Below are 14,213 nucleotides of genomic sequence, written 5' to 3'. Positions count from 1 at the left end.
GATGGACGAGGTTCTGCTCAGGAGCCTCACCCCGAGCGTGCTCACCGTTCTCGTCCGCCGCGGAGCCGACTTCGCGGCGGCCGAGGACGCGGTGCAGGACGCCCTGGTCGAGGCGTTGCGCGTCTGGGCCGCCGACCCGCCGCGCGATGCCAAGGGCTGGCTGGTCACCGTGGCCTGGCGCAAGTTCCTCGACGCCACACGCGCCGACACCGCGCGCCAGCGGCGTGAGGAACGCATCGAGGAGGAGCCGGGACCGGGCCCGGCGTCCGCCCTGGACGACACGCTGCAGCTGTACTTCCTGTGCGCGCACCCGTCGCTGACGCCCGCATCGGCGGTCGCGCTCACCCTGCGTGCCGTCGGCGGGCTGACCACACGCCAGATCGCCGAGGCCTACCTGGTGCCGGAGGCGACGATGGCCCAGCGCATCAGCCGGGCCAAGCGCACGGTCTCCGGCGTGCGTTTCGAACGGCCGGGCGAGGTCGCCACCGTGCTGCGCGTGCTCTACCTCGTCTTCAACGAGGGTTACTCCGGCGACGTCGACCTCGCCGCCGAGGCCATCCGGCTGACCAGGCAGCTGGCGGCTCGCATCGACCATCCCGAGGTGGCCGGGCTGCTCGCGCTCATGCTGCTGCACCACGCCAGGCGCGCCGCCCGGACCACCCCGGGCGGTGGCCTGGTGCCGCTCGCCGAGCAGGACAGGGGCCGGTGGGACACCACGATGATCGCCGAGGGGGTCGCCATCCTCCAGGCGGCGCTGGCCCGCGACCGCCTGGGCGAGTTCCAGGCCCAGGCCGCCATCGCCGCCCTGCACGCCGACGCGCCCGCCGCAGAAGAGACCGACTGGGTGCAGATCGTCGAGTGGTACGACGAGCTCGCCCGCCTGACCGACAGCCCCGTCGTACGGCTCAACCGCGCGGTCGCCGTCGGGGAGGCCGACGGGCCGAGGGCCGGGTTGGCCGCACTCGCGGCGGTGGAGGCGTCGGTGCCCCGCCACACGGCCGTCTCGGCCTACCTGCACGAACGCGACGGCGACCTGACGACCGCGGCCCGCCTGTACGCCGAGGCGGCCCACCAGGCGCCCAACCTGGCCGAACGCGACCACCTGACCCGCCAGGCGGCCAGGCTCAACGCACGCCGGGCCCGCTGAGGGCGCTCAGTCAGGGTGGACCTCGTCGAACAGGGCGAGGGCCTGGGCCGGGTCCGGGCTCACCAGGCGCTCCAGCCCTTCGGTCGTCATCCTCGCCCATCGCTCCGCACGTGCCCACATCCGCTGTTCGTGTGCGCGTACGGCCTCGTCCAGGTCGCCTGGCCCGGCGGCGACGGCTTCGGCGAGTTCGGCGCCCTCCAGCATGGCCAGGTTCGCGCCCAGGCCCAGCGGCGGCATCAGATGGGCCGCGTCGCCCAGCAACGTCACCCCGGGCACATGCGGCCAGGTATGCGCAACCGGCAGGACGTGCAGCGGCCGGAAGACGAACGCCGTGCCGTGCCGCAGCAGGTCGAGCAGGGGATCGGCCCAGCCGTCGAACAGGGCGAGCAGGTGCGACCGCACGGAGTCGGTGTCGCCCTGCTCCAGGTCCGTGTGCCAGGCCTGCGGCGCCCTGAGCTGGACGTACACCTTGACATGGCCTCCGCTGTTGCGCTGGGCGACCAGGGCGCGGTTGACGCCGTACGCGGCCATGGAACCGGCGCCGATCAGGCGGGCGAGGCCGGGATGGCGGGTGTCGACGTCGTCCAGGGAGGTCTCGACGACGGTGACGCCCGTGTAGTGCGGCGTCGCGGGGGAGAGCGCGGCGCGGACCCGGGACCAGGCGCCGTCCGCGCCGAGCACGAGGTCGAACGCCTCCCGCCGCCCGTCGGCGAGGACGACGGACCCGGGCGTGACCTCGCGCACGCCCTGCCCCCATCGCACGTCGAGAGGGCCGAGCAGCAGGTCGCGCAGGTGGCCCCGGTCGATCTCGGGATTGGCCCGCTCGTCCGGGTGTGGCCGCCAGTCGCGCAGGACGCTCGCGTCGGTGTCCAGGATGCGCATGGCCTGTCCCTCGGGGCGTGCCAGCTCCTCGAAGCGCTCCAGCAGCCCGGCCTTGGCCAAGGCCAGCTGGCCGAGCCCCTCGTGCAGGTCGAGCATGCCGCCGGGGGGACGGGCGTCGGGTGCCGGGTCGCGTTCCAGGACGGTGACGTGGTGACCGTGGCGATGCATCACGCGTGCGAAGGTGAGGCCGCCGGGACCGGCTCCGACCACTGCGATACGACGTCTCATGTCGATACACTGTATCGCAACGCTACGATGGATTCATGACCGTGTGGGATCGGCCGGAACCCGCTGCCCGCCCTGTGCCGCTCGACCGCGAACGCATCGTCGCCGCCGCCGTCGCCCTGGCCGACGAGGGCGGGCTGGATGCGGTGTCGTTGCGCAAGGTCGCCGCCAGGCTGGAGGCGGGGCCGATGCGGCTCTACGGCTACATCGCCTCCAAGGAGGAGCTGTTCGACCTCATGGTGGACGAGGTCCACGCCGAGATCCTCGCCGGTGACTGGCCCGGCGACTGGCGTGCTGTCCTGCGGCTGCGCGCCCTGCGTACCCGGGAGGCGGCCCTTCGCCACGACTGGCTGGCCGACGTGCTGGGCGGCCGTCCCGCGCTCGGCCCGAACGCCCTCGCGCTGGGCGAGACCACCCTGTCCGCGCTCGACGGCCTCGCCGGGCTCGACACCGTGATGCGAGCCGTGGAGACCGTCGGCGCGTACGTCACCGGGGCGATCAGGCACGAGATCGCGAACCTGCGGGCCGAACGGGCCACGGGGCTGTCCGAGCACGAGTGGCAGCGCTCCCGCGGCCCGCACCTGACGGCCATGCTGGCCACCGGCCGCTTCCCCGCACTGGCCAGGGCCGTGCACGACGGCGCCCACGTCGACGCCGAGACGACGTTCACGACCGGCCTCGACTGGGTGCTCGACGCGGTGGCCGCCAAGCTCGACTGACGGCCTGCTCGACCGGAGACGGATGGCGGCGTGCTCAGCCGGACGTGCTCGCTGCGGCTTCCGGGCCGAACCAGGCCGACAGGGCCCCCGCGAGCCCGTCGGGCCGATCGCCCGTCCATGCGATGTAGCCGTCCGGCCGTACCAGCATCCCCTCGGTGTGCTCGACCACGTCGACCCGGTCGCGCCAGCCGTCCGCCACCCCCGTGAGCTCGGCCGGACCCGCCAGCACCGCGCGCCCGGCGGAGTCGAACGGCGCGAACCCGGCCGGGAAGCGCCCGTCGAGCAGCAGTTCCCCGAGGTGGCGTGACGCCTGCGGCAGGGCGAGGAGTTCGCCGAGCAACTCCCGTACGGCCAAGGCGTCCTCGTCGGCCGCCCGCTCCAGGAACGCCTGGACGCGCGTGTGCGTCAGGGTGCGCGCCGCCACCGGACGGCGTTCGGCCTGGTAGGTGTCGAGCAGGCCTTCGGGTGCGTCCCCGCGCAGGTCGGCGGCCAGCTTCCAGCCCAGGTTCACGGCGTCGAGCAGGCCGATGTTGAGCGCCGAGCCGCCGGCGGGGAACAGATGGGCCGCATCGCCCGCCAGCAGGACCCGGCCGGAGCGGTATCGCTCGGCCAGCCGGGCCTGGGCCACCGTGCGCGACAGCCAGATCGGCTCCCCCTGCGGCATGTCCGCTCCCGCCACCCGCCGGAAGGCCTCGCCCAGCTCCCGCCCGGTCAGCGGCGTCCCCGGCTCGGCCGACGTCTCCTCCAGGACGCCGACGACGGTGACGCCGGGCCGTAGCGAGGTGACGAGGGTCGCGCCCAGCGCGGTGCGGACCCAGCCGGCCTGCGGCGGGGTCAGCTCGGTGGACAGGTGGGCGATGCGCAGCATCTCGCTGCCGGTGGTGCCGGGGAAGGCGATCCCGGCCAGTTCGCGCACCCGGCTGCGGCCCCCGTCGCAGCCGACCACGTAGCGGGCGCGCAGCCACTGCCCGCCCGCCTCGACGCCGACGCCGTCCTCGTCCTGTCGCAGGCCGGTCACCTCCTGGCCGCGCCGTACCCGCACGCCCAGCTCGGCGGCGCGCTCGGCCAGCAGGCGCTCCAGCTCCGGCTGCTGGATCACCAGCACGCGCAGCGGGTCGTCGAGCCCGGTCAGGTCCACGGCGATGGGGCCGAACTGCCACTCGGGCACGGGCCCGGTGTACGGCGAGCCTTGGCCGAAGCGCTCCAGCAGGCCTCGGTACTCCAGGAACCGCACGACCTGCCCGACCAGGCCGTTGGCCCGGGGCTGGTCGCTGGGCCGGGCGCGTCGTTCGAGCACGACCGGGTCGGCTCCGGCCAGTTTCATCTCGCAGGCCAGCATCAGCCCCGTGGGACCCGCCCCCGCGATCACGGTGTCGATCATCGTCAACCTCCTTCGATACTCGTCAGGCTAGATTGACAGAAATGCGCCTGTCAATCTAGCCTGACGAGTGTGGAGCTTTCCGAACTGATCAGATCCCAGGACCCGGAGCTCAGCCTCCGGGCCGTGGGCGCACTGCACCGGCTGGCCGAGCAGGTCGAGGCGGCCTCCGTGGCCAGAGCCAGGGAGCAGGGCTGGACGTGGGAGCAGATCGGTGACGCGCTGGGCACGTCACGCCAGTCCGTTCACGCCAGATACGGGAAATGAGGGATGAGCATGACCAGGAGCCCGTTCGCGGTGGCGGTCAAGGCCGCACAGGAGGAGGCGCGTGCCCGGGGTGACCGGCGCATCGGCACCGAGCACCTGCTGCTCGGCCTGCTGCACGATCGCCAGGCGCCCGCCGCGCAGGCGCTCGGCGTCGACCTCGACAGCGCGCGCGCCGCCCTCGACGCGCTCGACCGCCAGGCGCTGGCCGCCATCGGCCTCGACATCGCCGACGGGCCGCCCGGACCACGCAGGCACCCGGCGGTGAGCGTCGGCATGCTCACCTCGGGCGCCAAGTCCGCCGTGCGCCGCACCGTGCAGACGACGAGCGCACGCACCCGCAACAGCAGGGCGGCCGACCAGCTCCTGCTGACCCTGATCGACGCCCGGCGCCCCGACCCCGTGGCCGGCCTCCTCGACCGCCTGGGCGTCGACCGCGACGCCGTACGCGCCAGGCTGTCGAGGTCGTAGCCAAGGTCAGGCCGGGATCCAGTTGCCGTGGAACCCGGCCGGGACGCGGACCGGCAGATGCACCTCGGCCAGCGGCGGGGCGGCCAGGTCGGCGGCGTTCAGGATGGCCAGATAGCTCCGGTCGGTCGCCCGGTCGTGTGCGAAGGTCATCAGGTAGCCGTCGTTCTCACCGCCCGCCCCCGCCGCGACGAACACCGCCTCGCCGCACGTGTGCCCGGCCGGGAGACGGTGCACGGCCCGCGCGCCGCCGCCGCCGGTCAGGTCGTAGGCGTAGATCTCCGACCGCTCCGGCTCGGCCTCCAGCGAGAACGCGGTGGTGTAGCCGTAGCGGTGCGGCAGCCCGATCACGCCGTCCGCGACACGCGGGTACTCGCTGGGCGTGTCGTCGATCGGCCCTTCGCCGACCGTGCCCGTGCGCAGGTCGAGCGTCCAGCGGTACAGGACGGGCAGGCCGCCGCCGAAGTCGTCCGCCCCCTCGCGCCACAGGGACGGCACCCGCGTGCCGGTGATCGTGATGGTGCCGGTCGCGGGGTCCTCGAAGGCGTTCATCGTGTGCCAGACGTAGCACGGCTCGACGTCGAACCAGCGCACCGGCGCGTCGTCGCCCGCCGTGCGCGCCAGGACGCCGAACCTGGCCCGGTGGGTGTCGTCCCAGCGCCACGGCGGCCCACCGGCCGCGGCCTGGCCCTCGTCGAAGACGACCGGCAGGTCCAGGAAGATCACATGGTCTCGGGTGACGGCGAAGTCGTGCATCATCGTCGCCCGGGGCATGTCCACCACCCGCCTCTGCACCACCTTCCCCGAGGCGTCGGCCCGGTAGTACGTCAGGTACGGCGCCCGCAGCCGGTAGCCGAAGAACAGCAGCTCACCCGTGATCGGGCACGTCTTGGGATGCGCCGTCATCGGCGTGCGCAGCTCCCCGTCGAACGTGCAGGGCCCGACCGTGGCCAGATCGGGCGTCACCTCGTACGGGAACCCGCCCTCCTCCAGTGCGAACAGCCTGCCCGCATGGGCGACCAGATGCGTGTTGGCCGTGCTCACCCGGTAGTCGAGGCGGCCGGTCTCCGGGTCGAAGGCCAGGGCGAACCGCGACTCGCCCGGGTTGTCGTAGAGCGGCGTGCGGACGTAGCGATTGCGGTACCAGCGTGCCCGGCCGCCGTCCAGCGCGATCGTGTGGATCATGCCGTCCCCGGCGAAGGAGTGCGGCGACCAGCCGGTACGCGGGTTCGGCCCGTTCCTGAAGAACTGCCCCGACAGCTCGGCGGGTATCTCGCCCGTCACCTTCACGGGCTCCAGCGTCACCTCCTCGGCGATCGGCGCGTTGTTGCCCGCCAGGTGGAGCGGGACGGTCTCGGTCATGGGTGATCTCCTGTCGGCGTGGTGGGGGACGCCGACAACCATGCGCCGGAAAAAAGGCAAACAACAGTCTTGTTCTGCCGGACGCCGTCAGCCGGGCGACATCGCCGCAGCTCAGAGCCGTGCAGATTTCTTTCGAGGCCACCGCTTCGACCTATGGACACGGAGAGCAACCGAGTGGATACTCTGTGTGTCAATCCCGCTTCCCCTGACCCCCTTCCGTGCTTGTCAGGGGAGAGGACAAGGAGAGATCGTGCGATTCAAGAAGTCCATGCTCCTTCCCGCCGCCACCCTCGCCACCGCGGCCTGTGTGGCCGCCACCGTCGTCGCCCTGCAGGGGCCCGCCCCCGTCGCGGCGGCCACCCGTCAGGCCGCACTCCCCGCCGGGTACCAGATCGTCACCCTGGCCAACGCCAACGTCCCCAACTTCCAGCGGCGCACGCTCTACTGCCCCGGGACCAAGCGCGTGCTCGGCGGCGGAGCCGAGGCGCAGGGCAACGGCGCCATCCTGGTGGGCTCCTTCCCCACCGGTGACGGGCGCGGCTGGATAGGGCTCGGCCGCCAGATCGGCTACAACGACGTCGGCATCAGCGTCTACGCGATCTGCGCCGACTGACACACTCCCGTACGGCCGTCGGCCCCGCCGGACCAGGCGGGGCCGACGCGCGTCCGGGGTCACGCCATGGGCGTGGTCGTGTCGCAGGCCTGTCGGCGTACCTCGACGGCCTGGACGGAGAACGCCCTTGCCACGGTCACGCCGACGACGGCGGCCCGGGATCCCCGTCGCGCGCGATTCCGGCGACGCCGCGCACCAGGGCGTCGAGCTCGTCGTCGGTGTTGTAGTAGTGCACCGACGCCCGGACCACGGCGGGCAGGTCGCGTGCGCCGAGGTCGTAGCGTGCGGAGGTGATCGCCGAGACGCTGGTGTTGATGCCTGCCGAGGCGAGCAGGCGTTGGACGTCGGCCGCGGGCACGCCGTCGACGGTGAAGGTGACGATGCCGCACAGGCGTTCGCCCCGGTCGCGCAGGGTCACGCCGGGCAGCGGGGCCAGCTGGCCGCGCAGGCGTGCGGCCAGGGCGGTGACGCGTTCCGCGATCGCCTCCACGCCCCAGCCCAGCGCGTGGTCGACGGCCGCGCCCAGGCCGATCCTGGCCGCGAGATTGCTCTCCCAGCTCTCGAACCGGCGGGCGCCTGGACGGATCTCGTAGGTCTGCGGCCCGGTCCAGGTCGCCGCGTACAGGTCGAGGAAGGGCGGCTCCAGCGTCTCGGCCAGCTGGTCGCGCACGTACAGGAACCCGGTGCCGCGCGGCCCGCGCAGGAACTTGCGCCCGGTCGCCGACAGGATGTCGCAGCCGATCTCCGTCACGTCGAGGGGCAGCTGCCCGGCCGACTGGCAGGCGTCGAGCAGGAAGGTGACACCGGCGGCACGGGTCAGCCTGCCGATCTCGGCCGCCGGGTTGACCAGGCCGCTCTGGGTGGGCACGTGCGTGACGGCGACCAGCTTGACGTCGTCGTCCAGGCGTCGTGCCAGGTCCTCGGTGGACAGCTGGCCGTGCTCGTCGTCGTCCACCACCTCGACCGTGGCCCCGGTGCGCCGGGCGACCTGGAGGAAGGCGATGACATTGCTGGCGTACTCGGCCCGTGAGGTCAGGATGCGGTCGCCCGGCCGGAAGTCCAGCGCGTAGAAGGCCATGTCCCAGGCGCGGGTGGCGTTCTCCAGTACGGCGACCTCGTGCGGCAGGCAGCCGATCAGCCGGGCGATCGAGCGGGGGACGGCGTCGATGCTCCCGGCCGCTGCCGCCGCCGCTTCGTACCCGCCGATCCGCGCCTCCAGCCGCAGGTGGCCGATGACGGCGTCGAGCACCGGGTCGGGCATGAGCGCGGCGCCCGCGTTGTTGAGGTGCACGACCGCGGCGCATCCGGGCGTCTGCTCGCGGGCGCGTGCCACCGCGCCGCTGTCCAGGCCCGTCATGCCGAAGGAAGGGCGGAGGGGAAGCGGGGGCCGCAGGCGCGCTGGGCGGCGAGCCAGGTCTCCACCTCGTCGGCGCTGCGCGGCAGGGCGGCGGAGAGGTTCACGCCGCCTTCGGCGGTGACCAGGATGTCGTCCTCCAGCCGGATGCCGACCCCGCGCAGCTCGGCGGGCACCAGGTCGTCCTCGGCCTGGAAGTACAGCCCCGGCTCGACGGTCAGCACATTGCCCTCGCTGAGCACGCCGTGGAGGTAGGCCTCGGGCCTGGCGGCCGAGCAGTCGTGCACGTCGATGCCGAGCATGTGGCCGAAGCTGGCCAGCGTCCAGCGCCGGTACAGCATGGAGTCCGGCTCCATGGCCTCGTCGGCGCCGATCGGCAGGACGCCGAGGTCGGCCAGGCCTTCGGCGAGCACGCGCATGCAGATGAGGTGCAGGTCGGCGAACCTCACGCCCGGTTTGACAGCGTCCATCCCGGCCTGCTGCGAGGCGTGCACGATGGTGTAGACCTCGCGCTGGAGCGGGGAGAAGACGCCCGAGACGGGCAGGGTGCGGGTCACGTCGCCGGTGTAGAGGTGGTTGTTCTCCACGCCCATGTCCATGAGCAGCAGGCCGCCCGGTGTGGTGTGGCCGTCGTTGCGCTTCCAGCACAGGATCGTGGCATGCGGGCCGGCGCCGACGATCGAGCCGTACCCGACGTCGTTGCCGTCGTGGCGGGCGCGCAGGCCGAACACGCCTTCGATCAGGCGCTCGGACACGCCCCGGTCGGCGGGCAGCACACGGGCGACGTCCTCGAAGCCGCGTACGGTGGCGTCGACGGCGTCGCGCAACTGGGCGATCTCCCAGTCGTCCTTGACGAGCTTCAGCTCGGAGATCACCGCCCCCAGCTCGGCGTCACGGCTGCCGCCGCCGGGCACGGCCTGGTCGATCCTGGGGTCGAGTCCGCGCAGCACCCGAGTGCGGCCGGACGGGCATCGGGCCAGCGCGGTCTCGAGGTCGGCGAGCGGAGCGGTCTCGACGCCCAGCTCGGCCGCCTTCTCGGCCAGGGTACGGCGGCGGCCCGCCCACAGCTCGCCGTCCCGGTCGCGGAAGAACTCGTCGCTCTCACGTGAGGAACGCTGCCTGGTGTAGAGGACGGCTCCGCCCGGCCGCACGATGAGGACACTGTCCGGGTCGTGGTCGCCGGTCAGGTAGGCGAAGTCGCTGCCCGGACGGAACCGGTAGAGCGTGCGGTTGGCGCGTATCTTGTTCGGCCCCGTGGGGATGACGAGCGTCTCCCCGGGAAAGGCCGCGGCCAGTGCGGCCCGGCGTCGTGCGTAGTGCGGTACGGCGGGCTGGGGCCGTACCTCTATCGCGTGGTCGTTCCAGCCGGTCCGCATGAATTCCAGCAACTTGTCCGGGTAGTCCGGGTCATGCGGCGCGGTACCCGCCGTCGCGAAACGTCTCACACCTTGTTCCGACATCACTGCCTCCGCCCGTGCTCGTGGGATATGTACTATTGCACATGTTTCGCAACAGCGAATAGCAGGCAACAAGACAGTCGTCGACAGGGCTGAGGGCAGCGGCCTAGGGTGCCGGGCATGGGCGACGTGACGGCCTGGTCCGCGCCTTCGCCCCCCGGAGGCCTCGTGAAGGCGGTGCTGCTGGACGGCTCGACGCTGGTCGACGCCTATGTGGGAGTCGAGTTCCCGCAGCTGGCCGAGCTGAGCCGGTTCAGCCCTGAGAAGCTGGACAGGCAGTGGGAGGTCAAGCGGGAGCCGTTGCTGGCCAGCCTGCTGAGCATGGTGTTCAACACCTCGGCAGGTGAGACCTCGCCGCTGCGGCAGGCGAACTCCGACCTGTCCCGCCTCCTCGATCCCACGCCGGACGAGGAGCTGACCGCCTACCTCGCCGAGCCGCGCGACGCCCACGCGGGGCAGCTCGCCGAGCTGCGCTACTCCCGGCTCGGCGGCACCAGCGGCTGGGAGCATCAGAACGCCTCACGCCTGCACCGGCTGCGCACGCTCGGCAACTCCATGATCGTACGGACGCATCTGTACCGGTCGCACGCCACCGCAGGCGTGACGGCACGGCCGCCCGGGGCCGGGTCGAGCACGACGCCGGTCACGTCGAGGTCCCTGATCATCTCGCGCAGCGCGGGTTCGCCGAGCCGTACCCAGGGCTGGTCGGCGCCCAGTGCCTGGGCCAGGCGAGGCTTGGTGGAGAAGGCGAGCGCCGTACGCCCGCCCGAGGGGGTCCGGAACAGCCGCAGCGACTCGAACGAGGCGCCACGCCGAACCGGGACGAACAGCGCGACTTCCGACATGACTTCCTCCTGATGAGAGAACGGGCACCAGGGACGCTAGGGCCGTAGGCGGGGCAATGGCGTGATCGTGACGCGATCCCGACGGCACGGCCGCGAGCTCTGACACCCTCTTGACGCTCTTTGACGCCTGGACGAGCGAGGTTGATCGCGTGCCGACATACGGGAGAATGCCGGATGTGATTGTGGACAAGGCGATCTACTGCGGCGGCGTGCGCCAGACCATCGACGGCGACATCAGCGACGCCTTCGCCGCCGCACGCTCCGACGGCGACTGCTTCCTGTGGATCGGCCTGCACGAGCCCACGCAGGAGGAGTTCGACCTCATCACCAGCGAGGTCAGCCTGCACCCGCTCGCGGTGGAGGACGCGATCAACGCCCACCAGCGCCCCAAGCTGGAACGTTACGACGACAGCCTGCTCGTCGTGCTCAAGCCCCTGCAGTACGTGGAGGAGACCTCCGAGGTCGAGGTCGGCGAGATCCTGCTGTTCATCGGCCGCGACTTCGTCATCAGCGTCCGCCACGGCGAGGCCAACGAACTACGCGGCGTACGCCGCCGCATCGAGTCCGACCCCGAACTGCTCCAGGCCGGACCGCCCGGCGTTCTGTACGCCATCTGCGACGAGGTCGTCGACACCTACGCGCACATCTCGCTGGAGATCGACAACGACCTCACCACCCTGGAGGAGCGCGTGTTCAGGGGCGAGCAGGAGGACGTCACCGCCGACATCTACTCGCTGAAACGGGAGGTGATGGAGTTCCGCACCGCGCAGGACCCGTTGATCCCCGTCCTGGAGGAGATCGTCAGGGGACGGGTGGCGTTGTGCGCCGCCAGCCGGGAGCAGTTCCGTGACGTCCTGGACCACCTGCTGCGGGTGGACGCCCGCGTCGACGAGCAGAACGAACTGCTGACCAGCGCGCTCAGCGCCCACCTCGCCCTGGTGGGACGCGAACAGAGCGCGGCGGCCATGCAGCAGAACTCCGACATGCGCAAGATCTCGTCCTGGGCGGCGCTCATCGCCGTCCCCACCATGATCGCTGGGATCTACGGGATGAACTTCGACTACATGCCCGAACTGCATTGGATGCTCGGCTATCCGCTGAGCCTGACCGTCATGGTGGTGGCCGTCATCATCGTGCACCGCCTGCTGCGCAACAGCGGGTGGCTGTGAAGCGGCCCCGCAGGCCCTCGGTCAGCCGCCTCCTGCTGGCCGCGGTCGTCGTGTGGATCGCCATTCTGACGCTCATCATCCTGCTCGATCCCCAAGGGGCAACGGCGGGCCTCTGAAAGGTTCGTGGGGGCCGGGAGAAACCGTTTCCGCGTTTTCTCCCGGCCCTCTCATCAGGTGGGTTCGTACTGGTCGGCGACCCATTCGCCGAACTTCATCCCGTGTGTCGCTCCGGCCACGAAGCCGTGGAACTGGAGAACGAACGGCCCCACACCTCCGGTCTCCGGTTGGTGAGCACGCCGACGGCCGATCCGCCGACCCAGCCGAAGACGCCGTCCGCGGCGCCCCAGTTCCTGATGCACTTCCCCCTGGGGGTGAGTTCACGCCAGGTGCCGGTCGCGGCGGCGATCTCGCGCAGCCGTACCTCGGGATCGCGGGCGATCTCCATCTGCACCCGGGCGTGGTGGGTGAGGAAGGTCCAGCGGGGAAGCGCGGAGTCCACGGTAGCTGTCACTTTCGGCCCGCTGGCGGACGGCGAGGAGCCCGCCACCTGCTGCGGCAGGTGTCGGCACGGTGATCAGCGCCGCAGGCGAACTCGACGCCACCAGCACCGCCTATGTCGTCGATCACCACTGCGACCTCGCTTCCCCGCTGATCCTGGACCTGGCCGCCATGACCTTCATGGACAGCTCCGGCATGCACCTGCTCATCGATCTGCAACGGCGCGCGGACCAGCACGGCGGCAGCCTGCTGCCGGCCGCACCGCACCGCCGCGTCGTCCGCTTGCTGGCGATCACCGGCGTCGACCGGCTCCTGCACACCTGTCCCACCTTGCAACCAGGCCCTGCCCGAGGCCGGCCTTCTGACCACGCGCCGGAACCCTTGAGGCGGTTTCGTCATCACGGACGTATGCGCCGGGCGCACCGCCGGGCCGAAAGCGACACATGGTCGTCGGCGCCCACATGGGGTAGGGGACGGTGATGGCGCCGACGAGTGGTGTGGAGCGGATGCTGGCCGGACTGCTGGAGGCCAGCCACCTCGCGACGCTGGACGAGCTCCCGGCCCTGGTGACACAGCACGCCGCCCAGGCCGATCTCGGGCCGGTCGTGATCTACGTGGCGGACCTGCAACAGAGCGTGCTGCGCCCGCTGGCGCAGACCGGGCGGGCGAGCTGTCCCGGTGAGCTGCGGATCGACGGCACGCTGGCCGGGCGGGCGTTTCAGGAGGTACGGCCGCTGGCCCAGGGCGACGAGCACGGGCGGCAGCTGTGGTGGGTCCCGCTGCTGGACGGCACCGAGCGGCTGGGTGTGCTGCAGTTGCCCGGCTCCGGATCCGAGCCCCCGAAGGCCGGTCGGCATCTGGCTTCCCTGGTGGCCCTGATCCTGGTCAGTCACCGCGCCAGCAGCGACACCTATCCCCGGCTGGTCCGCACGCGGGCGATGAACGTCGCGGCCGAGATGCAGTGGCGGCTGATCCCGCCGCTGACCTGCGCCACGACCCGGGTGACGGTGGGGGCGGTGATGGAACCGGCCTACGAGGTCGGCGGCGACACCTTCGACTACGCCTTCCACGGCGACACCCTGCACCTGGCCGTCTTCGACGCCGAAGGCCACGACGTCACCGCGGGCCTGACCGCCAACCTGGCCATGGCCGCCTGCCGCAACCACCGCCGTCAGGGCATGACCCTGGCCGCCACCAGTGCGGCCATCGAGCGGGTGCTGGTCGAGGAGTGGGGGCGCGCCTCCCGCTATGTCACCGCCGTCATGGCCGACCTCGACCTGCGCACCGGCATGCTCACCTGGATCAACCGCGGCCACCCGCCGCCCGTGATCATCCGCGGCGGCCGGTGGAGCACGGTCCTGGCCGGCGCGCCGGCTCACCCCATGGGAATGGATCTCGGTCTTCCCGTGACCGTGTATCGCGAACAGCTCGAACCGGGAGACCGGGTGCTGCTCTACACCGACGGCATCACCGAGGCGGGGGCCGCGCACGGCAACGAGTTCGGGCTGGCGAGGTTCGTGGACTTCATCGTGCGCCATCACAGCAGCAGGCTGCCCGTTCCCGAGACGTTGCGACGCCTGGTCGTGAACATCCTCGCCTACCACGACGGGCAACTCGGTGACGACGCCACCGTGCTGCTCGCCGAATGGCAGGGAGCCGCCCACGAGCGGCTGCTGGCGCCGATCACCGGTGCGCGCCGGTAGGAGGTTCGTGGCCGCGGGTCAGCTGACGGACGGCGGCCGGATGTCGCCGCGCCGAGGTGGAAGGCGCATCCGTCACCGTGCATCCCTCTCGCATGGCATGCCCGGTCTCGGGTAGCACTCCCGAATCAC

The 14,213-nt window shown here is 71.8% G+C and carries 16 protein-coding genes; 9 read left to right on the top strand and 7 right to left on the bottom strand.

Annotated features, from left to right (window positions below):
• Position 1 precedes the first annotated feature (1 nt).
• Positions 2 to 1,147: an RNA polymerase sigma factor gene (locus tag ACTWNK_RS23300; protein ID WP_474310964.1), complete on the top strand. Its 1,146-nt coding sequence runs from the start codon at positions 2 to 4 to the stop codon at positions 1,145 to 1,147.
• Positions 1,148 to 1,153: 6 nt separating this feature from the next.
• Here the strand turns inward: ACTWNK_RS23300 and ACTWNK_RS23295 are convergent, their stop codons facing one another.
• On the bottom strand, positions 1,154 to 2,257 hold the full coding sequence (locus ACTWNK_RS23295) for an FAD-dependent oxidoreductase (protein WP_474306588.1): 1,104 nt from the start codon (positions 2,255 to 2,257) through the stop codon (positions 1,154 to 1,156).
• A gap of 35 nt (positions 2,258 to 2,292) precedes the next feature.
• On the opposite strand from ACTWNK_RS23295, the gene ACTWNK_RS23290 reads away from it, so the two are divergent.
• Positions 2,293 to 2,973: a TetR/AcrR family transcriptional regulator gene (locus tag ACTWNK_RS23290; protein ID WP_474306587.1), complete on the top strand. Its 681-nt coding sequence runs from the start codon at positions 2,293 to 2,295 to the stop codon at positions 2,971 to 2,973.
• 34 nt (positions 2,974 to 3,007) lie between these two features.
• On the opposite strand, the gene ACTWNK_RS23285 is transcribed toward ACTWNK_RS23290, so the two are convergent.
• Complete coding sequence (locus tag ACTWNK_RS23285; protein ID WP_474306586.1) at positions 3,008 to 4,354, bottom strand: FAD-dependent monooxygenase; 1,347 nt, start codon at positions 4,352 to 4,354, stop codon at positions 3,008 to 3,010.
• A 69-nt stretch (positions 4,355 to 4,423) separates the two neighbouring features.
• On the opposite strand from ACTWNK_RS23285, the gene ACTWNK_RS23280 reads away from it, so the two are divergent.
• On the top strand, positions 4,424 to 4,618 hold the full coding sequence (locus ACTWNK_RS23280; RefSeq protein ID WP_474306585.1) for a hypothetical protein: 195 nt from the start codon (positions 4,424 to 4,426) through the stop codon (positions 4,616 to 4,618).
• Positions 4,619 to 4,627: 9 nt separating this feature from the next.
• A complete protein-coding gene (locus ACTWNK_RS23275) occupies positions 4,628 to 5,086 on the top strand; it encodes a Clp protease N-terminal domain-containing protein (RefSeq protein WP_474306584.1) in 459 nt (152 codons plus the stop codon).
• Positions 5,087 to 5,092: 6 nt separating this feature from the next.
• Here the strand turns inward: ACTWNK_RS23275 and ACTWNK_RS23270 are convergent, their stop codons facing one another.
• Positions 5,093 to 6,445, bottom strand: coding sequence for a carotenoid oxygenase family protein (locus ACTWNK_RS23270; RefSeq protein WP_474306583.1), 1,353 nt, complete (start codon positions 6,443 to 6,445; stop codon positions 5,093 to 5,095).
• 250 nt (positions 6,446 to 6,695) lie between these two features.
• Here ACTWNK_RS23270 and ACTWNK_RS23265 point away from each other — a divergent pair, with 250 nt between their 5' ends.
• Positions 6,696 to 7,058, top strand: coding sequence for a hypothetical protein (locus tag ACTWNK_RS23265; protein WP_474306582.1), 363 nt, complete (start codon positions 6,696 to 6,698; stop codon positions 7,056 to 7,058).
• Positions 7,059 to 7,194: 136 nt separating this feature from the next.
• Here ACTWNK_RS23265 and ACTWNK_RS23260 read toward each other — a convergent pair whose 3' ends face one another.
• The 3 genes from ACTWNK_RS23260 to ACTWNK_RS23250 all read right to left on the bottom strand — a co-directional run bounded on the left by ACTWNK_RS23260 (position 7,195) and on the right by ACTWNK_RS23250 (position 10,714).
• The gene (locus ACTWNK_RS23260; protein ID WP_474306581.1) at positions 7,195 to 8,415 is read right to left on the bottom strand and encodes an aminotransferase class V-fold PLP-dependent enzyme; all 1,221 of its coding nucleotides are present in this window, start codon (positions 8,413 to 8,415) and stop codon (positions 7,195 to 7,197) included.
• Complete coding sequence (locus ACTWNK_RS23255; RefSeq protein ID WP_474306580.1) at positions 8,412 to 9,857, bottom strand: aminopeptidase P family protein; 1,446 nt, start codon at positions 9,855 to 9,857, stop codon at positions 8,412 to 8,414. Before ACTWNK_RS23255 ends, ACTWNK_RS23260 begins: the two co-directional genes overlap by 4 nt.
• A 521-nt stretch (positions 9,858 to 10,378) precedes the next feature.
• Positions 10,379 to 10,714, bottom strand: coding sequence for an SAV_915 family protein (locus tag ACTWNK_RS23250; protein WP_474306579.1), 336 nt, complete (start codon positions 10,712 to 10,714; stop codon positions 10,379 to 10,381).
• A 176-nt stretch (positions 10,715 to 10,890) separates the two neighbouring features.
• Here ACTWNK_RS23250 and ACTWNK_RS23245 point away from each other — a divergent pair, with 176 nt between their 5' ends.
• Together ACTWNK_RS23245 and ACTWNK_RS23240 are read left to right on the top strand one after the other, a co-directional pair.
• A complete protein-coding gene (locus ACTWNK_RS23245) occupies positions 10,891 to 11,883 on the top strand; it encodes a magnesium and cobalt transport protein CorA (RefSeq protein ID WP_474306578.1) in 993 nt (330 codons plus the stop codon).
• Positions 11,874 to 11,999 (top strand): hypothetical protein, encoded by a 126-nt coding sequence (locus tag ACTWNK_RS23240; RefSeq protein ID WP_474306577.1) that lies wholly within the window; start codon positions 11,874 to 11,876, stop codon positions 11,997 to 11,999. Before ACTWNK_RS23245 ends, ACTWNK_RS23240 begins: the two co-directional genes overlap by 10 nt.
• A 95-nt stretch (positions 12,000 to 12,094) precedes the next feature.
• On the opposite strand, the gene ACTWNK_RS23235 is transcribed toward ACTWNK_RS23240, so the two are convergent.
• A complete protein-coding gene (locus ACTWNK_RS23235; RefSeq protein WP_474306576.1) occupies positions 12,095 to 12,394 on the bottom strand; it encodes a hypothetical protein in 300 nt (99 codons plus the stop codon).
• 59 nt (positions 12,395 to 12,453) lie between these two features.
• On the opposite strand from ACTWNK_RS23235, the gene ACTWNK_RS23230 reads away from it, so the two are divergent.
• On the top strand, positions 12,454 to 12,861 hold the full coding sequence (locus ACTWNK_RS23230; RefSeq protein ID WP_474306575.1) for an STAS domain-containing protein: 408 nt from the start codon (positions 12,454 to 12,456) through the stop codon (positions 12,859 to 12,861).
• Positions 12,861 to 14,084, top strand: coding sequence for a PP2C family protein-serine/threonine phosphatase (locus ACTWNK_RS23225; protein WP_474306574.1), 1,224 nt, complete (start codon positions 12,861 to 12,863; stop codon positions 14,082 to 14,084). The genes ACTWNK_RS23230 and ACTWNK_RS23225 overlap by 1 nt, the downstream gene beginning before the upstream one ends.
• Positions 14,085 to 14,213 lie beyond the last annotated feature (129 nt).

Source organism: Nonomuraea sp. IBHARD001 (genome assembly GCF_056106265.1).
Note: the sequence above shows the minus strand (reverse complement) of the source record. Positions and strands in the feature narration are given on the sequence as shown.

What these genes read in the sequence shown, in the direction of transcription:
- ACTWNK_RS23285 (WP_474306586.1), bottom strand. Translation starts at nt 4,354, where the DNA reads ATGATCGACACCGTGATCGCGGGGGCGGGTCCCACGGGGCTGATGCTG.
- ACTWNK_RS23250 (WP_474306579.1), bottom strand. Translation starts at nt 10,714, where the DNA reads ATGTCGGAAGTCGCGCTGTTCGTCCCGGTTCGGCGTGGCGCCTCGTTC.
- ACTWNK_RS23270 (WP_474306583.1), bottom strand. Translation starts at nt 6,445, where the DNA reads ATGACCGAGACCGTCCCGCTCCACCTGGCGGGCAACAACGCGCCGATC.
- ACTWNK_RS23225 (WP_474306574.1), top strand. Translation starts at nt 12,861, where the DNA reads ATGGCGCCGACGAGTGGTGTGGAGCGGATGCTGGCCGGACTGCTGGAG.
- ACTWNK_RS23290 (WP_474306587.1), top strand. Translation starts at nt 2,293, where the DNA reads ATGACCGTGTGGGATCGGCCGGAACCCGCTGCCCGCCCTGTGCCGCTC.
- ACTWNK_RS23260 (WP_474306581.1), bottom strand. Translation starts at nt 8,415, where the DNA reads ATGACGGGCCTGGACAGCGGCGCGGTGGCACGCGCCCGCGAGCAGACG.
- ACTWNK_RS23275 (WP_474306584.1), top strand. Translation starts at nt 4,628, where the DNA reads ATGACCAGGAGCCCGTTCGCGGTGGCGGTCAAGGCCGCACAGGAGGAG.
- ACTWNK_RS23295 (WP_474306588.1), bottom strand. Translation starts at nt 2,257, where the DNA reads ATGAGACGTCGTATCGCAGTGGTCGGAGCCGGTCCCGGCGGCCTCACC.
- ACTWNK_RS23300 (WP_474310964.1), top strand. Translation starts at nt 2, where the DNA reads ATGGACGAGGTTCTGCTCAGGAGCCTCACCCCGAGCGTGCTCACCGTT.